At 56.9% G+C, this 20,037-nt stretch carries 18 protein-coding genes and 1 tRNA gene; 4 read left to right on the forward strand and 15 right to left on the reverse strand.

The genetic code is table 11. The annotated features are described in order from the left end of the window. Nucleotides 1-5 precede the first annotated feature (5 nt). The 13 genes from M2447_RS12010 to M2447_RS12070 all read right to left on the reverse strand — a co-directional run bounded on the left by M2447_RS12010 (nucleotide 6) and on the right by M2447_RS12070 (nucleotide 13,931). On the reverse strand, nucleotides 6-878 hold the full coding sequence (locus tag M2447_RS12010; protein WP_277558804.1) for a hypothetical protein: 873 nt from the start codon (nucleotides 876-878) through the stop codon (nucleotides 6-8). A gap of 254 nt (nucleotides 879-1,132) precedes the next feature. Continuing rightward, on the reverse strand, nucleotides 1,133-2,194 hold the full coding sequence (locus M2447_RS12015) for a type II secretion system protein (protein WP_277558805.1): 1,062 nt from the start codon (nucleotides 2,192-2,194) through the stop codon (nucleotides 1,133-1,135). 27 nt (nucleotides 2,195-2,221) lie between these two features. Continuing rightward, on the reverse strand, nucleotides 2,222-3,421 hold the full coding sequence (locus M2447_RS12020; RefSeq protein WP_277558806.1) for a type II secretion system F family protein: 1,200 nt from the start codon (nucleotides 3,419-3,421) through the stop codon (nucleotides 2,222-2,224). Nucleotides 3,422-3,430: 9 nt separating this feature from the next. Then, entirely contained in the window at nucleotides 3,431-3,994 is a 564-nt protein-coding gene (locus M2447_RS12025) for a hypothetical protein (RefSeq protein ID WP_277558807.1), read from the reverse strand. Nucleotides 3,995-4,134: 140 nt separating this feature from the next. Next, the gene (locus M2447_RS12030; RefSeq protein WP_277558808.1) at nucleotides 4,135-4,341 is read right to left on the reverse strand and encodes a hypothetical protein; all 207 of its coding nucleotides are present in this window, start codon (nucleotides 4,339-4,341) and stop codon (nucleotides 4,135-4,137) included. Between the two features lie 143 nt (nucleotides 4,342-4,484). After that, nucleotides 4,485-5,363, reverse strand: coding sequence for a hypothetical protein (locus M2447_RS12035; protein WP_277558809.1), 879 nt, complete (start codon nucleotides 5,361-5,363; stop codon nucleotides 4,485-4,487). Between the two features lie 271 nt (nucleotides 5,364-5,634). Further along, nucleotides 5,635-6,354, reverse strand: coding sequence for a hypothetical protein (locus tag M2447_RS12040; RefSeq protein ID WP_277558810.1), 720 nt, complete (start codon nucleotides 6,352-6,354; stop codon nucleotides 5,635-5,637). Nucleotides 6,355-6,366: 12 nt separating this feature from the next. Next, nucleotides 6,367-6,909: a hypothetical protein gene (locus tag M2447_RS12045; protein WP_277558811.1), complete on the reverse strand. Its 543-nt coding sequence runs from the start codon at nucleotides 6,907-6,909 to the stop codon at nucleotides 6,367-6,369. Next, nucleotides 6,909-8,246 (reverse strand): hypothetical protein, encoded by a 1,338-nt coding sequence (locus M2447_RS12050; RefSeq protein ID WP_277558812.1) that lies wholly within the window; start codon nucleotides 8,244-8,246, stop codon nucleotides 6,909-6,911. The genes M2447_RS12045 and M2447_RS12050 overlap by 1 nt, the downstream gene beginning before the upstream one ends. Nucleotides 8,247-8,379: 133 nt before the next feature. Continuing rightward, on the reverse strand, nucleotides 8,380-9,213 hold the full coding sequence (locus tag M2447_RS12055; protein ID WP_277558813.1) for a type II secretion system protein: 834 nt from the start codon (nucleotides 9,211-9,213) through the stop codon (nucleotides 8,380-8,382). Between the two features lie 42 nt (nucleotides 9,214-9,255). Beyond that, the gene (locus M2447_RS12060; RefSeq protein ID WP_277558814.1) at nucleotides 9,256-11,013 is read right to left on the reverse strand and encodes a GspE/PulE family protein; all 1,758 of its coding nucleotides are present in this window, start codon (nucleotides 11,011-11,013) and stop codon (nucleotides 9,256-9,258) included. A gap of 29 nt (nucleotides 11,014-11,042) precedes the next feature. Further along, nucleotides 11,043-12,749: a secretin N-terminal domain-containing protein gene (locus M2447_RS12065; RefSeq protein ID WP_277558815.1), complete on the reverse strand. Its 1,707-nt coding sequence runs from the start codon at nucleotides 12,747-12,749 to the stop codon at nucleotides 11,043-11,045. A 15-nt stretch (nucleotides 12,750-12,764) separates the two neighbouring features. Then, the gene (locus tag M2447_RS12070) at nucleotides 12,765-13,931 is read right to left on the reverse strand and encodes a PilT/PilU family type 4a pilus ATPase (protein WP_277558816.1); all 1,167 of its coding nucleotides are present in this window, start codon (nucleotides 13,929-13,931) and stop codon (nucleotides 12,765-12,767) included. A gap of 764 nt (nucleotides 13,932-14,695) precedes the next feature. Between M2447_RS12070 and M2447_RS12075 the strand changes: the two genes are divergently transcribed. The 3 genes from M2447_RS12075 (at nucleotide 14,696) to M2447_RS12085 (ending at nucleotide 18,424) form a co-directional block, all read left to right on the forward strand. Beyond that, nucleotides 14,696-15,550, forward strand: coding sequence for an MBL fold metallo-hydrolase (locus M2447_RS12075; RefSeq protein WP_277558817.1), 855 nt, complete (start codon nucleotides 14,696-14,698; stop codon nucleotides 15,548-15,550). Nucleotides 15,551-15,837: 287 nt separating this feature from the next. Next, nucleotides 15,838-17,181 carry a thymidine phosphorylase gene (locus M2447_RS12080; RefSeq protein WP_277510183.1) on the forward strand — a complete coding sequence of 448 codons (1,344 nt, stop codon included), beginning with the start codon at nucleotides 15,838-15,840 and terminating at the stop codon, nucleotides 17,179-17,181. Nucleotides 17,182-17,392: 211 nt separating this feature from the next. After that, a complete protein-coding gene (locus M2447_RS12085; protein ID WP_277510181.1) occupies nucleotides 17,393-18,424 on the forward strand; it encodes a DUF4886 domain-containing protein in 1,032 nt (343 codons plus the stop codon). A 1-nt stretch (nucleotide 18,425) separates the two neighbouring features. On the opposite strand, the gene gmk is transcribed toward M2447_RS12085, so the two are convergent. Together gmk and M2447_RS12095 are read right to left on the reverse strand one after the other, a co-directional pair. Next, nucleotides 18,426-19,091, reverse strand: a complete 666-nt coding sequence (gmk, locus tag M2447_RS12090; protein WP_277558818.1) for a guanylate kinase — start codon at nucleotides 19,089-19,091, stop codon at nucleotides 18,426-18,428. Between the two features lie 18 nt (nucleotides 19,092-19,109). Then, on the reverse strand, nucleotides 19,110-19,655 hold the full coding sequence (locus M2447_RS12095; protein WP_277510177.1) for a hypothetical protein: 546 nt from the start codon (nucleotides 19,653-19,655) through the stop codon (nucleotides 19,110-19,112). Between the two features lie 171 nt (nucleotides 19,656-19,826). Here M2447_RS12095 and M2447_RS12100 point away from each other — a divergent pair. Continuing rightward, nucleotides 19,827-19,902, forward strand: a tRNA-Gly gene (locus M2447_RS12100). Nucleotides 19,903-20,037: the final 135 nt, after the last annotated feature.

A 20,037-nucleotide genomic window follows, 5' to 3' on the forward strand; every position in this document is an offset into this window, starting at 1 on the left:
AAGCGTCACCTTATCGGTTCAAAAATCGCCACGGCCACGGCTGTCTTGCCCGCAGCGGGAGTGATTGTGGTTTGGGTTTTTGTTCGATCCGCCACGGGGCCGTCCCAACGGACAAAGGCGAAACCGGGCATGGCCACGGCTCGGATGGGAACGGGTTCCCCGACGGGCATCGCGCCGAATTTTCCTTCGACACGCCCGGCGCCTTTCGGCTGGGTTTTGCCGCGCACCATGGACTGGTTGCGGATAAAGTGGGCGCTCACGGTCGCGTTTTCCGTTACAAACACGGTGGTTTCCGCGCGCCCCTTGGAGGCGACGGGACCGCGCCATCCATTGAACAAATAGTTTTCCCGAGGCTCGGCCTTGATCGTAATCGCCTCGCCCTTTTTGTATTTTCCCCCGCCGGACACACTGCCGCCCGTGGAAGGAACCGCGGTGACTGCGATGGCGAATATCTCCTCGGCTGGTTTGAAATGCGCCGTTAAACTCACGGTTCCATGGAGCGGCTTGTCCAGGGTGGTGCTCGCCGAGGTTGCGTCGGCCACGGGTCCTTCCCATCGATCGAACATATAACCGGGGGCGGGCTCCGCGTTGACTTGCGCCAGCAATCCCCCGGGACGGAAACCCGTGCCCTCGACCGTCCCCGCATTGGCGGGAATTACCTTGGCGTCTATCAAGTGGCGCTTGAGTTCAAAGACGGCGACAACTTGCTGCGACTCGGCGCCGATGTAGGTTTTTGTCACGGGCGATGTGCGATCCACGACACTGCCCAGCCAACGCGAAAACGCATATCCCTCCGCGGGCACCGCCTGCACGTCCACCACGGTGCCCGGCGCATATTTTCCCGCTCCCGACACACGTCCGCCCTCGACAGGTTGCACGGCAATTGTCAACTCGGTCGGTGTTTGTTTCCTGGACCTTGATGTGTTTGCCGCCTCAACCACGGAATCTAGGCACAGTGCGCCACAGAGGACGCACGCGAATACCCATATCAGTGTCTTATTGCAGTTCATTTGTTTTACGAAAACATCGCAGCATTCTCCGCGCATTGTCAATACGCACTTTTGGCGTATTTTTCCACAGAGAGCGAGCCCGATTTTTACGGGCCTTTTTTGCCGCTATTTTTACCAGCCGATCACTGGGCTGTGTATGTGGTATTTTCGTTGAGCAACACCGACACCACGGTCACAGCCGCGTCGGCATCCGCGGTTATGGCGTTGGCTTGCCTGCGTATCACAACACGCCGGCCTTCGAGTATGCCTTCGTTCCTGCCTGGAAACACTTGAACGGTCTCCACGCCGGCTCCCATCGCCCTCGCGGCGACATGCTGCCACAATCCCGCGTTTGCATAATCTGTCCATGTGGGCATATTGCTATAAATATAGATACGGTCGGCAAAAAATATGAGCGGATCGGCTCCGGCCGGAATGGTGGTGTTGTTATTGACGGTGACCTTGTAGCGCGGCTGCACAATTCTTTCGACAAAGGTCCGCTCCGCAAATGTCCGGTTGCGACCATCCGTGGCGTTCCACGCAGTTTGCATGCCCGAGGCCCACCCCGTGGGCGCCTGGCATCCCGCCTCGCCCCATGTGTTCGAATAGATGGCGTTGAACCAGTTTTCATAATTTGTTTCGCTACTATAGACACCGCCACTTAGAATCACGCGGTTGCCGGGCGCGGTCGGCAGCGAAGGGCCGTCAAGAAACATAAAGGAAAGTATAATATAGCGTTGCTGGTCCTTTTCATAGGGGCCGACCAGCATCACGCGGCGCTGTTTGTATGCATTGTGGGCTATGTTATACACATCTCCGGCGGATGCGGACAGCCGCTGGTTCAGGAGCGGTTGCCCGCGCAGTTTGGTCAGGCGTCCATACCAGGCGTTTTCATTAACCATCTCGTTGGCAGCCGGGGGTTCATCGTCAAATTTTGTCACCGCGGGTCTGCCGACGTAATCGGCAGGCATGTCGCCCTCAAGCGCGGAAAGATTTAAGCCAAAGTCATCCTGCCTGAACGACAGCTTCACCTCGTTTGCAAGCATGGACAAGTTTTGCTGCTCCGCCCTGAAACGCGCGCGCTCTATTATGCCAATCATCGGCAGCGCCATGACGCCCGCCAAGATGCCGATGAGTGTGCAGATCGCGATTACTTCAACGAGTGTGAAGCCCTTCCTTGTCAAAAAAAGTCCCATTGTTTTCATTTTTATAAGAGAGTTTATTATTACTTCCTATTTCGACAGCTGCTCAACCATGGACATCATTGGTGTCAGAAGGGCGTATGCCATCATGCCCACCATGACGACCAATACCACGAGCATAACTGGTTCGAAAAGCTTGAGTGCGCGGTCAACACGCTCGCGCGCCTTGCGATTGTGGTAAGCCGCGATTTTTTTTAATGACTCGTCGAGCTTTCCGTTTTCCTCGCCAATGCGCACGGTCAGCACAACCATGTTGGGGAAAACCTTCGACTCCTTGAGTCCGTCCGAGATTCCCCTTCCCTGCTCCACCGCTTCGCGGGTTATTGTGATGCCTCGATTGTAAATGGCGTTGCCGGCGATCTTGGAGCAAATGGTCAATCCTTGCACAATGGGGATTTCCGACTCGTAAAGCGCGCCAAGGTTGGTGGCAAAACGCGCGATGCAGATGTCCTTGGTAATTGGACCAATCACCGCCATTTTTACCATGCACCAGTCAATCAGTGGACGAAATAGTTTCGAGCGAAACGACCACACCATGACAAAGGGCGCGATGGCGGTGCAGATCAACAAAAGCACCAAGTTGTCCTTGATGAAATTGGACATCGCCATAATTGCCCGGGTCATCGGCGGCAATTCCACACCAATTTCTATAAACACCTTCATCAGGGTCGGCACCGTGAAACCGAAAATAACAAATACAAACGCCACCATCGCCACCATGATCATCGCCGGATACATGCTCGCGCTTATGATTGTGTTTTTTAACGCATCCGCGCTCTGGAAATATTCAATCAGACGGTGAAACGCGTTCGCCAGTTTGCCCGTGCTCTCGCCCACGGAAATCATCTGCCGGATATGATCGGGGAATATGCGCGGGAATTGTCCGCATGCGTCGGCCACGCGCCCGGTGGAGTTGATCTCGTCGGAAATGTGGGAGATCACAAACTTGGGTTTGCCCCTTGGAAACTCATCAACGAGATTGCGAAACGCGTCGTCGATATTGATGTTCACATCAAGCTGAATTTCAACTTGGTCCAAAATTGATATGAGATCCTGCGCGCCCAGCTTTGTTTTGTAGGTGCGTGACTTCCGCTCCTCCATCTTTATCGAAAGCGGCCAATACCGCTTTCGTTGCATCATGCCTTGCAGATACGCAATGTCGGGGGCGAACATTCGCTCTTTGCGGACGCGCCCCTTCTCATTCGTGTATCTTACTATGTAGGCCGGCATGCGAAAAAATCACCTTGCGGACAGCGGCACGCACACCGTTGCCGGGCGTCCGCGCGTCACTTCCACATACCTTTCGGATTGCTCAACAATGATGGAGTCGCGTCCAATGGAATAAATTCTGAATCCCTCAACTATGTCCCCGACCGAATACACCCTGGGCACCGGCTTTTCCTGCTCGGCCTTGTCGGCTTTCGGATCGGAGGACGCCGAGCGCACCTTGGGCGGGCGCGTCAGGAGGATGACCGTGTTTTTCTTGCCATCCACGCTCTCCACTATGCCGCCAATCTCGATCACGGTTTCCAGCACATCCACGGCCACTTGCACGCGAACCTCAAAGGGATTCTGCAAATCCTCCTCCGAAAGGCGCGCCACGCTGAATAGAAGGATGCGCCCGTCCCCGGATGACTTTAACAATTCCGAAGGAAGCGACACATTGGCCAGCGGGTTCTTGATGCCGTCAAGCGAGAGTTTGGCCGTTTGTGTGTCGCGCGTGTCGGTGTTGGGACGCTCCAGCCCAAAAGAGTCGATGGCCCGGGGGCCGACACCCGCCTGGCTGACACCCTGGGCTGACACGCCCAGGCACAATCCCAGCGCGCATGACAATAATGCGACAGCGCGCAGGGGCGTCGCAAGCGACGCCCTCAAACAACGCATTGCCAAACCGGGCGTCGCAAGCGACGCCCCTGCGGAAATTCGCGAAATATCGTGTGGTTTCATTTTTTTCCAACCTTCTTCTTATTGCCGCCCCGCTTGGCCGGTGTTTTGGCTTTTGCCGGTCGTGACACGGTTTTTTTTGCCCGAACCGCTTTCTTTTTCCGGACGGATGCCTTGGCCTTGGTTGATGTCTTTTTCTTAGCGAACACTTTTTCGATCTCCATGATGTCGCCCTCAAAGTTCATCGCCTTGAGGCGGCGCATCATCGTCCGGGCATCGCCCACGCTCACGGCGATCGAATCCAGAAGCGCGCGCATTGCCTTTTTTTGCGTGGCGAGACGCTCGCGCATTTCGGCGGAGTAGGCGCCCAGCGCAAGGGAAAGTGTTTCAGCCGCGGTGTGATAAGACGCTATTTCACTTGGATGAAGGTCCTGTCCATATACTGGAATGTCTGCGCTTCCGGCGGCACTTCCACGAACACTCCGCCCGCCTCGCCCTTCACCAGTTTGAAGCGGAACTGTTCCTGAATTTGTTGCAGTTGCGTCACCTGCTGCTGCATCGCGCTGAGGTTGGCCGCCAGCGACGACTGGGTCGCCGTTGTCTGCCGGATTTCGGCCTTCAGCGCCTCGCTTTGAGCCGTCAAACGCTTGACCTCCTCCGCTCCCTTGGCTTTCTCCGCCTCCAATGCCTTCACCTCGGCCTGCGCCGCCGCTTTCTGGGTCAAAGCCGTGTCGCGTGCCTTCAAATCCGCCTGGCTCACCAGGCTCGACCCGCTCAAAAGGCGCAGGGAAGCGACTGCCCCCGCGCATAGCAGGATGCACGCCACCGCCGTAATTGCCACCGCCTTCCAGAGGGTGCTGCGTGAAAGTTGAGCCGACTGGCGGACGTCCTCCTGTATAATACGGGTCGTCTCGTCCTGCTTCGTGGTCACTTCCTTCGAAATGGCCTCCTGGCCCTTGGTAATCGTTTCCAGCACCTGCGGATCCGAAGCCTGGGGCTGTTCCAGTTTCTTGGCCAGGTTGCGCACTTCCTCGCTCGTCTGCGTAACCGTGGTAAAGAGCTCCATCTGGTTCGTATTGGCGCGCTCCTGCATTTCCGAAATTTTCTGCTCCAAATCCTGCGGATTGTGCATGCTCTCCAGCAACGCCTTGACGACCTCCATCATCTCCTCGCGGCAAATCGTCCGGAAACGCTCGAAAAGCGTCCGGCGCCATTCCACTTCCATCTCCTGCAGGCGCAGTTGGGCTTTTTGCTGAAACTGGGTCATCTGTGTGGGTTCGTTCGACATAATAAATTCCTTCCTGTTCTTCAATGATGCAGCTTTCCTGGGTTTCGCGGTCAATCACCTGCCAGCGGTTTTCGGACAGGGCGGCCACGTCGGCGCCAAGCGCCACAAGCTCCGAGAGAAAATTGTCCCACCGCTCTTGCACCGGTAAATCATCGGACGCGGACAGCACGACGCATTGGTGCATCAGGTGCATCACGGTTTCGATCATTTGGCTGGAACTGCTCATTGTTTTTCTGGACTCGTTTTGTGTTTAAATGGGTTTGGTTGTTCCTTAGTTGCTGATTGAGCCCAATGCAAAGCGGGCTTTTTGAAGACGGTTGGTCAGGGCCTCTGCCTGTTGTTGCAACGCGATCAACTCATGCTGCGAGGCGTCCACATCGGCGCGCACTTGCTCCTTTTGTTTTTGCAACGCGGCGATCTCGGTGCGGATGGCCTCCATGCGGTGAAGCATTTGCACGCGCTTGCGGAGCACTTGCGCCTGCACGGCATCGTTGGTGAACACTTGGGCGAAGGTCGGGTTCCCGTATTCCGACGCGATTTGCTCAACGGCGCGCTTCATGCGCATGATCATCTCGTCGCGCAGTTGCGAGGCCTCGGTTCCCCCGGGGCCGGGAATGGAGGTCTTCTTTGACTTCATTTTCGAACGGGGATCGGAATAGGGCCTGGCCCCTTTCATAAGCTCGCCCAGTCCGTCATCGAATTGCACGGGGGCAGTTGGGGCCGAAACTGTTTGCGCCACGGGCGCGCTTGGCGCGGCCATCGAAATTTGCGGCGCGGGCTTTGCGGGTTGCGGCGCGGCTTGCACGGGCAGTTGCACTTGGGCCTCGCGAACGGGTTCCTTGGTTGCAACCGCCCGGGTTGTTGTTGGAGCGGCGGGAATGACCAGTGGCGCGGACAGGCGCGGCGCGGCGGTTTGCGCGCAGACGACGCCGGAAAAAAGAACAACCGGCAGCACCGTCAGCAGGGAGCGTTTTGTGGTGTGGAATTTCATGGGTAGCGCGGGTTACTCGGGTTTCTTTACGTAAACAGTGAGCGCAAGGCTGATGCGGCTGAACTCCCGCTTGCGGCTGTCGCCGACGGTCTGGATGTCAACGCTGTCCACGGCTAGGGAGTCGATTTCCTTCATGCGATTGAACAGCGACAATACTTCCGGCCAGGCCGACACCGGCGCGCTGCCCCGTGCGATTTGATAACGCCTCTTTATAAATTCATCGGTGGGGGTTTCCGTGCGCGCCACCACGGACCATGTCGGGCGCAGTCCCGAAACGAAGGCGTCCGCCTGCTGCCCCGTCATCATGCCGGAGCGAATTTTGTCCGCATCCGCGCGCGCCTGCTCGGCCTTGTCATCGGAATACTCCCCCGAAAGACTGCTTACGCTTTTTCGGGTGTTGCTGATCGACGAGTTCAGGCGAGTGACCCTGACCTTGTTGCTCTTGCTGGTTGTATACCAATAATAAATCAACCCCGCGCACAAAAGGAAGGCCACCACGGTGGCAAAGGTCCACAACGGCGCCGCGCGATAAGTTATTTTTTTCGTCTGTTGCATTAGTTTTTACCCCCCCCCGCAATGCTCGGCTTGGGCGTGGTTCCCTCCACAATAAAATCCCCGGTGCCGTCGGTGTATTTGTTTCCGCCCTGATTTACCAAGAGACCTGGAATCGAACCTTCAAGGGTGCGCTTGATCGCCGCAGTCGGATCGGTGGTATCCGCGGTCTTGGGCTGGGTGGTGTTCATCTTCCAAAAAATGCCCGCCAAGCGGAATGTCTCGCCACTGATATTCACAGATGTGAGCGTGCCCTCTCGCGGTATCGCCACGGGTAGCATCTGAATTAGCTGCACGCGGCCGCTCGAATACTCAAAAATATCCTTGGCATACAATTTCTGCAAATTCTCCATTTCGCCTTTGTTTTTCTCCAAGCGAACCTTTTGCGCGGTGAGCGCGTTTTGTTGGGTAGTGAGTGCCTTGATCGTTTTGCTGTCCTTCTGAAGCTGCAAATACGCGAATATGCCAAACCCTATGAAAACAACCAGCAGCACGGCGGTCGCAATCTGAAGCCCAAAATCCAAAACGATGGTCTTGGGCATGTCTTCCATCAGCGAACTGCTATGTTTTCCTGGAACACTCAGAAGCAAAAGCTCGAGCGCGCCAAAGCCCATCACCTCCACTTGCGCCTGCGCCTGCAACACATCCCAATAGGGGCACTGGGTTTTCACATCCGTGCCGGGCGCTTGGTAAATACGCATTTGCGGACGCTGCCCGCCATCCTCAAAGGTTACGCCATATTCGCCGAAAACCATGCTGATCTCGGACCAGACGTCATAGGCCTCTTGACGCTTGCCGGCATACAGCTTGCGGCAGGCTTTCATGCCCGACATGGTGTTGATATAGACAAAGGCTTGGCTGTCCTTGTCCACGATCATAAAAATACTGGTGCGCCCCGGTGTCGCTGACGCGTGCATGGCCAGCGTGGCCAGCGGAAACGCGCGTGGGACGGAATATCCCACATCCATCAGGCTCGAGCGAAGCAAGCTCAACGAGGGAACGGTTTCATACGAGCAAAAACTGCCAAAACTACCTCCCGATCCCGGCAACGGCCATGGTTGCTGAAAACCCCATCCCGTCAGATTATTTGCGATTGACTCATGGCTGCCCGACAATGCCTCGCGGACAATCGGCCTGCCCCCCCCCGGACACTCCGCAAACTCCGTCTGCATGATGTCGGGATCATAGGCCATCACTAGACTGGACTTTTTCTTGTAGTGCTCCTGCACCACCGACACCGCATCCTCCAGTCGGACAAGCGGTTTACGCAACCAGCCCTTTACCGGATCATTGTAATATACGGTTTTTTCCCAGATAAATAGGCCTTGTGGCTTCGCCATGGTTTTATTTTAAGAAAGGAAGCGGGACGGGAAGATATCCTCCGCGCCCCGCTGTTGCTTTAATTAACTATTCAGATGGCACTGTCACCCAATTGGGCATTCAGAGTTCAGCTAAATATCAATTTAAACATTATTACATGTTGGCCAGATAGTAGAATGCAGTAACAACGCCATCGGCAGCAACGCCATCGGTTACAAAACGCCCGCGAGCCTGTGCATTCAAACCTTCTTTTGTGTCCATATCATTCAGGGAACCGTTGAGCTCTTCTGAAAGTTTTTCAGCATCTTTCAAGGATAGCCCGGGGAGAACGACATAGGCCGTGCGGGTGCCCAGAGGCAGATAGCTCGAGCCATCAATCTTGAATTGAACCCCATTGGCATGCATCAGACCGGCACCAATGTCTTTACCTGGATTGGCAACTTCAGCTTTTGTAGCAGTAGGAGCACACTCTGTGCGAACATACTTGCTCCAATCATTGGACCCAAGGGTGCCACCAGAGACTGCTGCCACATTTGACCAAGCACTACGTTTGCGATTCCATCCACGCTCTGCGGACATGTCCATTCCGCTTTGAACGGCATCCAATCCCATGCGCCAGTTTGGCAGACGCTCGAGTGTCCCCGCAGCAAGGAAGATTGTTTCCATGTGTGCAGTATTTTGAAGCGCACCAGTGGTCAAACCGCTGGCGACATCTGTTGCATTTTGCGCAAGATTGGCCACGAGGGGAATAGCATTGGGGCTCTTGGTCAATGGCAAGCGTCCCGCCGCTTCCGGAAGTGCAATATACGAAAGCAATGCGGTCTCGAGATTCTTGAAGTTCGAGACTGTCGCCACGGTGCGGGCGCGGTTGATGGCTGAGAGAACGCCAACGGAGATAACGCTGATGAGGATCGCGATAATGGCGAGCACACCGAGCATTTCCACGAGCGTGAAACCCTTGCGGGAGTTGATTTTATTATGTTTCATTATGTTTTATTTGGTTTTGTCTATCGGTTGTTGTCTTCGGGATTAATCGGAATCTTCTGATTCCGTTTGCGCAATCACCTCCTCGATGGAGGTCTGCCCCTGCACGGCCTTAAGAAAGCCGTCCTGTCGCAGGGTGCGGAAAATCGAACTTCCCGTTTGTTCAGTTTCGGTTGCACAAAGTTTTCTTGCATGCGCCTCGCATTCGCGCAAGGCATCTTTTCCCTGCCGCACAATAATGTCGGCAAAGGGCTCGACCGGGCGGCACTCATAAAGCCCGACTCGGCCCTTGTAACCACTGCCGTTGCAAACATTGCAACCGCCGGGTTTGGGACGGTAAAGAGTTTCCCCCTCCTGCAGCTTGATGCCGTGGATTTCAGCCAGCGACGCGCTCTGCGGATGCGGCTCCTTGCAAACGCACAGGCGGCGAATCAGCCGCTGCGACACAAAGAGGTTGACCGCGCCGATGATGATGCTCGGTTCCACCCCGATGTCGATAAGACGGGTGATGCCGCCGAGCGCGGTGTTGGCGTGGAGTGTGGAAAAGCCGGTGTGACCCGTCAGCGCCGCGCGCATGGAAAGCTCGGCGGTCTCCTTGTCGCGGGTCTCGCCCACGAGGATGTAGTCGGGGTCCTGACGGAGCAGGGAGCGCAATCCGAGCGCAAAGGTCAGCGACTCGGTGACCTCGGTCTGGCGGATATTGCGGAACTCGTATTCAACCGGGTCCTCAAGCGTCATCATCGTGTAGTTGGTGACGTCGAGCGTGTTGATGATCGAATACAGCGAGGTCGTTTTGCCCGATCCCGTGGGTCCCACAAAATAGGTGAAACCAAAGGGCGCGTTGGCCGCGCCAAGGATTGCGGCCTTGGTGTCGTCCAGCATGCCGAGTTTTTCGAGCGGCACGATGCCCTTGGACTGGTCAAGAATACGAATGACAACGCTCTCGCCATACAGCGTGGGCAGCGAGGAAAAGCGCAGGTTGATTTTTTTTCCGGCAAGCACGAGCTTGGCGCGTCCGTCCTGCGGAATGTGCTTCACCGCGATGTCGAGCCCGCCCTTCATCTTGATGCGCGCGGCCACCGACTCGCGAACGGCGCTGTCAATGACCTTGTAAGGCTGCATGGCGCCATCAACGCGGAACTTGATCTGCGTGAGCACCTCCTCGGGAACCACATGGATGTCGGACACGCCCATGTTGACGGCGTCGGTCACCAAAAGGTCGAAAAAGCGTCCGGGGTCGGAAACATCGGCGCGCGAGGCGTAAAGTTCCTCGAGCTTGGCAAGCACCTCGGCCTCGGGGGCGATGTTATACTCAAAAACCGTGATACCATAGCGTCCGAGCGCCTGCGTGGCCTCGGCAAAACCGGGGATCGAGGGATCGCTCACGGCGAGGCTGATCATCGAGCCATTGCGCTTCAAGGGCAGCACGCGCAACCTGCGGGCAATCGTGGGCGAGAGCAATCGCGCCACCTCCATGCTGATGCGCATGGAACTGAGCGTGATGACGGGCAGCTTGTGATGCTCGGAGATGAGCTTGGTCAGGTTGAACGGCGTTAAGATGCCGAGCTCGACGAGCACGCTGCCAAAACTGGAGCGGCGTCCCTGCTGGTTGTAATAATCGGTGGCGATTTTGATGCTCGACGCGCCCACGCCCTTGTCGCGCAACGCCTGGGGCATCCACAAAAAATCGCTCTCAAAACGGGATTGAGGTTTGCCGCCGGGAGCCACGCCTCCGGCCGCCGCGCCATTGTCCAACTTGGACAGGCCGGGTGCCGGTGTTTTTTTTGAGAGAAGCGTGCTCATTGCCAACCGTTTTTGTTTTTAAAATCTGCTTAATCCAAAAGTGAAATGGATTCAACCGGGCGGCTGGATGCGGACGCGCCGCCGGCCATGGTTCTGGAATAGACTGAGGGCGACGGGGCGTTTGAACCCAAGGCCGAGCGCACGGCGCGGCTGTTGCGATCCGCCTCGCCCTGATCCTGCGGGGACAAACTGGAGCCGGGCACAAGAATGCGGGGCGTCAGGAAAATAACCAATTCCGTCTTTGTCTTGTATTTGCCCTCGGAACGGAAGAGACGACCGAGCATCGGTATTTTGCTCAGTCCGGGAACACCCCGCGTGGTGTCGGCGGTGCTGTCCGTGACAATGCCGCCAATAATTGCGGTCTCACCCGAGCGCAAACGGACAATGGTCGAGGTGGTCTTGACATACAGCGCGGGCGCGTTGAGCGTGCCATCCTCCGACTTGATTTCCTCCTTTAAGCGGGTGATGGCGGGAGTGACGTCCAGTGTGATGTCGCCATTGTCCGCGATATGCGGAGTGATCGCGATCATCGTGCCAATGGAGATGGTCTGAATGTCATACTGTTTGCTCTCATAGGAACCGCTGCTCGAGCCAATCATTGTTTGCGAGCTTTGGGAACGAAGCTGGAAATAGGGACGGTCCTCGGTGTCCTTGATGTAGGCCGTCTGGTTGTTGATGGTAATCAAGCGCGGTGAGGTGACCGCATTAAGGTTGCCCTGCTCGGAAAGCGCCTGAATCACGGCGCTAATTTTGCCCGCGCTAATCGTGCCCGCAAAGGTGTCGGGATTAAAACTGAATCCGCCCAGCGAGGTGGCGGTTATATTGGTGTTGGTGAACGCGCCGCTGATCGTGGTTTGGGTGGCGCCTGCGTTAGTCACGAGCGGCGTGGCGACTTGGGTGGCACCAATGACAAGGTTGCCAATGCTGGTGGCCGCCTGCGCCCAGTCGATGCCAAGCTTGTTTTGGTCGAGCAACTGCACCTCGACTATCTTGCCAATAATTTCAACTTGCTGGCCAATGCGGCTGTTCACCGTGCCCAAAAAGCGGTCTATATACTCGTGGGTATGGCGGGAGGCCGTCGCAATGATCGTGCCCGAAAAACGGTCGAACACAATGCGCTCGTCCTTACTCTTCAACTCCTTGATCTCCGCCTCAAATTTGTCCCAAAACTGGGTGTCATTGCTGGTGTCGAGCGAGACGCTGGCCTCGTCCTCGGTGTCGCTGCCGCCGCCACCACCACCGCCGCCGCCGCCACCACCGCCGCCACCACCACCGCCCGACTGCGAGGCGTCGTAGTTGGTCTGGCCGAGATTGATGGTCGCTTTCGAAGTGCCCTTGCGCTCAAGCTTGGGATATTCGACTTGATAAACAATCGTCTTGAAACGGCGAACCGTGACAAAGCCCATTTCCTCCAATTGCCAGTAGTAACCCTCGGACATGCACAGGGCGTCGAGAATGCCGCGCAGCGTGATGTTGTGAAACTCGACATTCACATCCCCCGTCACGTCCTTGTCACAAATAATGCTTATGCCATAGGAGCGCCCGAGCGATTGAAGCACCTTGGCGATCGGCTGCTCGTCCTGGCTAAAATAGGGAATCGTGCGCATCAAGACCTCCTCCGGCTCAAGCGGCGCATTGTCATCCTGGGCCTGCAGCGCGAGTCCCGTTGAAAAAACGGCCAGAATCGCGGCGAACCGGATGGGAGAAAATAAACGATGTGCGAGCGTGGGAAGCATGAGTGGGAGAAATAGTTAGCGTTGCATCAACGCAGAAGGAATTGTGGATCTCGTGCCACCAGACATGGGGGATGAGGATGAGGCCCCCGCGCCCATGCCAGAGGAGAGGGGGTTGACCTTGGTGCTGATGCCAAGGCGTTTTCGAATTTCATCAGGCCTGTCCGAGGACTCCATGGCGGTTTCCGGTGTAATAAGCTTTTTGCGAACGTAATCCACCAAACATGTGTCAAAGTCAATCATTCCCATGTCTTTTTTCACCGCGATCTCGTTCGCGATTTGACCGGGTTTATTTTCGCGAATCGCCCCTGCTACCGCGGGACAGTTCAACAACAGCTCGAACGCCGCTACGCGACCGCCGCCAACGCGGGTGATCAAACGCTGGCCAATCACCGCCAGCAATGACGACGCCACCATCGTGCGAACTTGGTCGCGCTCGTCGGAGGGCAGCACATCCAAAATGCGGCTAATTGTGCTTCCCGCCGTGCGTGTGTGCAGCGTGCCAAAAACCAAGTGGCCTGTCTCGGCAGCGGACACCGCCGCCTTCACCGTCTCGGGATCGCGAAGCTCGCCGATAAGAATCACGTCGGGATCCTCGCGCATCGCGTCCACCATGCCATGGCCAAAAGTCGGAACATCGCGGCCAACCTCGCGCTGGCGAATAATGCTCTGCGCGGCCTTGTAACGGTATTCAACCGGGTGCTCAAGCGTGACAATGTTCAGGGCGGAATTATGATTAATCCAGTCCAAGCACGCGGCAAGTGTTGTCGATTTGCCGGAGCCCGTGTAACCCGTGACCAGAATAAGCCCGGTCGGGCGTCCCTGGCGAATGAGGTCCTGAAACGCCTTGGGCAGCATCACGTCCTCCATGGACGGGATTTTTCCGCGCATGAAGCGGACTGCCAGAATCGGCTTCGTGTTGGCCCAGTAAAGGTGGCAGCGCATGTCCCAACCCGCGCAGTTCACGGCAAAGTCGGCGGCCAGCGCCTGCTCCTTGAACGCCTTGTGCTGGGCCGGGCTCAAGCGTTTGTAAACGTCCTCAAAAAACGGCGCGCCCGTGGTCAGTCCGGGACAGGAGACAATGTCACCGTCAAGACGCAGATAAATGTTTTCATCCAGCGCCAAGTGGACGTCGGATGCTTTCCGCCCCGTGGCGTATACAACAACTTGTTCCAGGGTATCCATGTTTTACCGCTTACAAGCAGATACAAGCACTGCGAAAGGCGGGCTTCTCAACAAAGCGCGCGCTATTGGGCAAATAAACATCCGTCCCGTGCCCCGCAGCCGTGGGCATCACTTTCTTTTTCGAAGAATATATCAGGAAACTGACCATGTATTTGCAGAATGTTTTAATTAAGTTTTATGGATACATGCAAGTGTGCGGCAATCGAGTCAACTTCTATTTTGAACTTTTTGCATATGGCTATCAATAAGCCCGCCGTGGTCTGTATTGCGCTAATCATTAGCGCATTAAGGAAGCGTCATATTACATTTTGAATCACAACTAGTTGCGCCGAACGTCATTACATTTCCTTTTTACTTTCCCTGCAATAAATCGAATTTGGCACCCCGCGTTCAACTGCACAAAAAAATAAGCGGAACAGGATGTCACATATATAATTACATGTTTTTGTTATGCCAAACAATTCGAATGCAACCAAAACGATGCCACAATGACATGGTGCGCATAAAAAACACCCGCTTATGGTTGCCGCGCAAACAACAGAACCTTGGGACATCCCGACAGTTTTAACCGCAAGTTTGCACTTTATCCCGTGGCTTCCAACTGGTTTGTTTTTCACTTCCGCCACCGTTTTCCGAAGAGAATTCGCCCGCCCCAACAACACAAAGGAACGCCCATGAACCGACGCCACTTTCTCCGCGCCTCCGCTCTTTTTGCATCAATGGGTTTGCTATCGCGGGGCGGACTTTTTTCACAGACCAGATCAATGGCATCGATGCCGGACGGTTTTGTTCGTCTGCGGCGCAATGTCGGCATTTTTAACGGACGCGGCGGCACCATCGGCTGGCTCGCATCACCCGACGCCCTCGCCGTCGTGGACACGCAACTTCCCGACACCGCTGCAAAATGCCTCGCCGGAATACCGCAACGCGGCGACCGCCAAATCGACGCGCTCATCAACACGCACCATCACGGCGACCACACTTCGGGCAATTCGGTTTTCCGCCCCGTGGTGAAAAAAATAGTCGCGCACAAAAACGTGCCCGGACTTCAACGCGCCGCCGCCGCGCGCGCGAAACCACCCGCGCTCGACAAGCAGGTTTACGCCGACACGACCTTCGCCGAAACATGGTCGCTCGCCCTCGGCGGATCGCGCGACGGAGCCGAGACAATTCACGCCCGCCACTTCGGCCCCGCGCACACGAGCGGCGACATCATCGTGCTTTTCGAAAAGGCCAACATAGTGCACATGGGCGACCTTGTTTTCAACCGCCTCCATCCGGTGATCGACCGCGCGGGCGGCGCGAGCATTGCCGGCTGGATTGCCACTCTTGAAACCGCGGCGAAAACCTACCCTGCGGACGCGATCTATGTTTTCGGGCATGGTGGCGCCACTCCGCGTTTCGGCGTGACGGGCGGGCGCGACGATCTGCTCGCCATGCGCGATTATTTGACCGGACTGCTTGATCACACCCACCGTCAAATCGCCGCGGGCAAAAGTCGCGCCGAAATCATCACACTCGATAAACTTCCCGGGTTTGAGGAATATCAACAAACCCGCCGCCTCGCCTCAAATTTGGGCGTCACCCACGATGAAATTATAAACGCCCCGAGAGCTTGAGAATAGTTGCGCGCGCATCCGGCAAACCAGAATAAAAACAGGGGAAATGGCCTGCACAAGGACGCCTCGAACCAACACAGCCAACAAGTTTGCAGTTGTTCGAGATCGTTTGCAAATGACGCAACCAACTATTGATTAATAAATTGCACACTTCCCAATCAACAGGCTCACGCTCGCCTCCCATAGTTTAAGCTCGACATCCGCAATAAGTCTGTTTGCGTTATACACTTTTACCGCCCCTGCAAAGGGGGGCGGATATTTTTTTCTATACACACGCAAGAACGACAATGACCAAACGCATAATTCCATCACGGAGATTTATCAAACCCACATTCGAATTTCTCATCGAAAAAAAACGCGACGGCGGAGAGTTCAACAAGGAGGAAATCCGCTACATCATCGACAGCATTCTCGACAATGAAATGCCCAAGCACCAGCAGGCCGCGCTGGCCATGTCGATCTTCTTCCGGGGCATGTCCGCCCAGGAGTCCGCGGATCTCACCGAGGAGATGATGCTTTCCGGCGACGTAATCGATCTCTCCGACATCGCGAAACCCAAGATCGACAAATACTCGACCGGCGGCGTGGGCGACAAAACCGACCTCGTGCTCGTTCCGCTCGCGATGGCCAGCGGCGTTGTTGTTCCCATGATGTGCGGCATCGAGCACGACTACGTCATCAACACACTCACCAAACTCTGCGCGGTGCCCGGCTTCAAGCACACCATCTCCAAGGATCACTTCGTTTCGCAACTCGCAAAAATCGGCGGCTCCATTGCCAAACAGGTTGACGACCTCGCGCCCGTCGAAGGCAAGTTCTACCAGCTCCGCAAGGAAACCGGCACCATCCCGAGCCTTCCGCTCATCACCGGCAGCGTGCTCTCCAAGAAACTCGCCGAGGGCGCCGAGGGGCTCGTCATCGACGTCAAGTGGGGCAACGGCTCATTCATCAAGGAACTCGAGCAAGCCAAGCAACTCGCCCGCTCCATGACCCGCGTCGGCCGCACGCTCAAGCGCCGCTGCGTCGCGCTCGTCACCGACATGAACCAGCCGCTCGGCGACACCGTCGGCACCTCGCTCGAAATCAAGGAGGCCATCCAGCTTCTCAAAGGCGAGGGTCCGGAGGACATCAAGGACCTCGTCATGAAACTCGGCATGGAAATCGTGCGCCTCGCCGGAGTCGCCGGCTCCACGCTCTCCGCCAAGCAAACCGTGCAACGCCACCTCACCGACGGCAGCGCGCTCCAAAAACTCAAGGACCTCGTCAAGGCCCAGGGCGGCGACCCCTCCTACATCGACGACCCGTCCAAATTCGCCACCGCGAAACACGTGCGCAAACTTCCCGCCCCCAAGCGCGGCTACGTGCACATGATCAGCGCGGGCATGATCGCGCACGGCGTGCACATTCTCGGCGCCGGCAAGACCAGCGCGCACGACAAAATCGACCACGCGGTCGGCGTCTCGGAAATCAAAAAAGTCGGCACGCAAGTAAAGCAAGGCGAGCCGCTCATGATGATTCACTACAACGACGAGGCGAAACTCGAGCAGGCGCTCGAATACTTCAAGAACGCCTACCGCCTCGCGCCCAAGCGCCCCACCCCGCCGCCGCTCGTCGTCGAGCGCGTCGCGTAAGCCCGCGGGCAAATCCCTTCCACACGAAACCGGATGTTTTGAAGACATCCGGTTTTTATTTCCCCCATTGCCACAACGGCCTGGAAAAAGCGGGACTCCATGCCCTGGCCGCCCTTCCCTCCGTGAGATTCACGCGCGGGCGAAATCAAGGCTCCACTTCCCCCGGTTTTTGACAAAGCTGATGGCTGCAATCCTCCAAAATACCACACCCATGAAACCCATCACACGCCTCGTCCGGCGGGCACAGTTCCCCCTCTCCGCATTTGTCATTCTCGGTGTGGTTTGCCTTGCGCAAAATTCCCCCGCCCAAACGCCCCCGCCCAAGCCCGCGTCGCGTGACGCCGCCAAGGTGCTCACCATCGGCAACAGCTTTGCGGACAACGCCACCGAGTTCCTGCCGCAAATCGTTGAGTCCACGGGACGGCAACTCGTGCTCTTTCGCGCCAACCTCGGCGGTTGCTCGCTTGAGCGCCATGCGCGCCACTTGCGCGCCGCGCTTGCCAATCCCGACGATCCCAAGGGCAGCCCGTATGCCAACAACGCCGGCGTGCTCGGCATCGCCGGCAAGAAAAAAGTCAGCCTTCCCGAGGCGCTTGCCGCCGTGGAGTGGGATTTTGTCACGATCCAGGAGTGGAGCCAGCGGAGCTTCAAGCCGGAGCACCAGGAACCCCACGCGAAGCAGCTCATCGACGCGATTCGCAAACTCGCGCCCACCGCCGAAATCGTCATTCACCAGACTTGGGCATACCGGGAGGATCACGCCTGGTATCAGAAAGGCGACGGTTTCACGCAGCAGAAAATGCATGCCGGCCTGCGCGCCGCCTACAAGGAGCTCTCCGCGCGCCACGGACTGCGCATACTGCCCTCCGGCGACGCGATGCAGGCCGCGCGCGCCACACCGCGCTGGACCTACGAACCCGACAAAAATTTCGACTTCAAAAACCCGCCGGAGGGAAAATTACCGGGGCAAAAAGGCAGCCTCAATGTCGGCTGGCGCTGGCGCACCAAGAACGGCAGGCGGACTTTCAGCCTTGATGCGATTCACGCCAACACTGCGGGAAAATATCTCACCGGCTGCGTTTTCTTCGAGGGTCTTTACGGGACGGACTGCGCGCGGGTGAGGTTTGTGCCCGAAGATTTGACCGGGGAGGATGCCGCGGATTTGCGCCGCATCGCGCACTCTGTTTCCCTCGGGAAAAAGCCCGGCGGCGCCAAGGCCGGAGCCGGGCTCGCAAAACCATGATCTAGGCCCGCCTCAAGCCTGCTTTTTGCGCCGCCCCGATTCGCTCGCAGGTGCCGCGCCACGCGGCCTGCAACGCCGCGAAATCCCCGTCCCTCGTCGTGCTCCTTATCAAATAGTCAAACTTGCCGGCCTCCCGCACTTCCCGCTCGGCGGTTTTCATCCGGCGTTCGATTTCCTCGTCGGAATCCTGGCCGCGCAATTTCATGCGCTTGCGAAGCTCCTCCATCGGCACGTCGATAAAAACCGTCGCCATGTGCCGCGCGAGAATCGGATTGGTTTTCGCCGCGTTGCGAAAACTTTCCACGCCCTGCACATCAATGTTGATCGCGAGGCTGCGCCCGTTCGCAAGCGGTTCGAGCACCGAGGACGCAAGCGTTCCGTAACGATGCTTTTGGTGCACCCACGCCCATTCCAAAAATTCCCCCGCGGCCAGTTTTGCGTCAAATTGTTCGGGCGTCAGGAAATGATAATGCACGCCGTCGATCTCGCCGGGACGCGGCGGACGCGTGGTGGTTGTCACGACCCTGGAAAACTCCGGCTCCGTTGAAACGAGCCGCTCGCACAAAGTGGACTTGCCCGAACCCGCCGCTCCCGCGATGACCAGCAGCACGGGCGGCGTTGGCTTGGCGTTGGATTGGTTTGGGCTGGCGTCCGGTTGCGATGACATCGTTGCGACAAGTGTGGTTTAATACGAAAAAGCGATTCCCGCGACGAGCAGCCCATACGCGACAAGAAACGCTCCCAGCGCGCGCGCGCGTTGCACGCGGACAAACAGCCACTGGATAAAATCGCGCGCGCGATACGGCACGCATCCGAAATAAATCGCCAGCACGATCGCCGCATACACAAACCCGACGACAAACAAACGGCGGCTGTAATCATACTCGCCAAAAAGCCCCGTCAAAACTTCCCACGCGGCGAGCAGCGTGAGCGCGCTCAACCCGCGAATTGCCAGGAAATCGGGCACAAAATAAAACGCCGCCACCGCCACCGCCCCGAAAAACGCCGCCCAGGGCTTTGGCGTCTCAAAAAGCACCAAGTCCGCCGGCGCCAAATGCCAGACCACGTAGAGAAACCAAACCGCCGCCGCGCCCCAGAACACCGCGGCGGCAAGCGGCGAGCGCGGCACCGCCTTGAGTGATGTCGCGATCAGCGAATTGCCGATGAGCAGCGGCACGCCAATCACGATCAAAAACAAACCCGGAAAAAACGTGGCGGAAAAAAGTGACATGTTTGAAAACCGGCTATGAGAACGATTTTCCCCCGAAGAACGAGAAAGAAAGTCGAGTCGAATTTCCCGCGGCGGAGCACCCGTGCTGATATTTTCCTAAAAATCCGTGCGAAATTGCTATTGACGCGGCCAAACGGCTGCTTACTCATTCACGCCTGCAAATCACTTTTTGCGGGCGTAGCTCAGTTGGTAGAGCACCACCTTGCCAAGGTGGACGTCGAGAGTTCGAACCTCTTCGCCCGCTCCATTTTCAGCCAAACGGGAGGCTGGGTTTTTTCAGGGGAGAGTGTTGCGAAACTGAACAAAAAACTCGCCCGCCAACCATGCCCGCAAGTTTACGGACTCATCGCCCGGCATGAAATTAATCACACCCGGAGCCCGC

Origin of the sequence: Ereboglobus sp. PH5-10, assembly GCF_029504735.1 — a bacterium.
In the GTDB taxonomy this organism is placed as follows: Bacteria; Verrucomicrobiota; Verrucomicrobiia; order Opitutales; family Opitutaceae; genus Ereboglobus.

Excerpts from the sequence above, each read along its gene's own strand:
- M2447_RS12035 (WP_277558809.1), bottom strand. The coding sequence starts at position 5,363 with ATGTCGAACGAACCCACACAGATGACCCAGTTTCAGCAAAAAGCCCAA.
- M2447_RS12075 (WP_277558817.1), top strand. The coding sequence starts at position 14,696 with ATGGCATCGATGCCGGACGGTTTTGTTCGTCTGCGGCGCAATGTCGGC.
- M2447_RS12080 (WP_277510183.1), top strand. The coding sequence starts at position 15,838 with ATGACCAAACGCATAATTCCATCACGGAGATTTATCAAACCCACATTC.
- M2447_RS12015 (WP_277558805.1), bottom strand. The coding sequence starts at position 2,194 with ATGAAAACAATGGGACTTTTTTTGACAAGGAAGGGCTTCACACTCGTT.
- M2447_RS12045 (WP_277558811.1), bottom strand. The coding sequence starts at position 6,909 with ATGCAACAGACGAAAAAAATAACTTATCGCGCGGCGCCGTTGTGGACC.
- M2447_RS12050 (WP_277558812.1), bottom strand. The coding sequence starts at position 8,246 with ATGGCGAAGCCACAAGGCCTATTTATCTGGGAAAAAACCGTATATTAC.
- M2447_RS12070 (WP_277558816.1), bottom strand. The coding sequence starts at position 13,931 with ATGGATACCCTGGAACAAGTTGTTGTATACGCCACGGGGCGGAAAGCA.
- M2447_RS12085 (WP_277510181.1), top strand. The coding sequence starts at position 17,393 with ATGAAACCCATCACACGCCTCGTCCGGCGGGCACAGTTCCCCCTCTCC.
- M2447_RS12060 (WP_277558814.1), bottom strand. The coding sequence starts at position 11,013 with ATGAGCACGCTTCTCTCAAAAAAAACACCGGCACCCGGCCTGTCCAAG.
- M2447_RS12040 (WP_277558810.1), bottom strand. The coding sequence starts at position 6,354 with ATGAAATTCCACACCACAAAACGCTCCCTGCTGACGGTGCTGCCGGTT.
- M2447_RS12095 (WP_277510177.1), bottom strand. The coding sequence starts at position 19,655 with ATGTCACTTTTTTCCGCCACGTTTTTTCCGGGTTTGTTTTTGATCGTG.
- gmk (WP_277558818.1), bottom strand. The coding sequence starts at position 19,091 with ATGTCATCGCAACCGGACGCCAGCCCAAACCAATCCAACGCCAAGCCA.
- M2447_RS12020 (WP_277558806.1), bottom strand. The coding sequence starts at position 3,421 with ATGCCGGCCTACATAGTAAGATACACGAATGAGAAGGGGCGCGTCCGC.
- M2447_RS12030 (WP_277558808.1), bottom strand. The coding sequence starts at position 4,341 with ATGATGCGCCGCCTCAAGGCGATGAACTTTGAGGGCGACATCATGGAG.
- M2447_RS12055 (WP_277558813.1), bottom strand. The coding sequence starts at position 9,213 with ATGAAACATAATAAAATCAACTCCCGCAAGGGTTTCACGCTCGTGGAA.
- M2447_RS12065 (WP_277558815.1), bottom strand. The coding sequence starts at position 12,749 with ATGCTTCCCACGCTCGCACATCGTTTATTTTCTCCCATCCGGTTCGCC.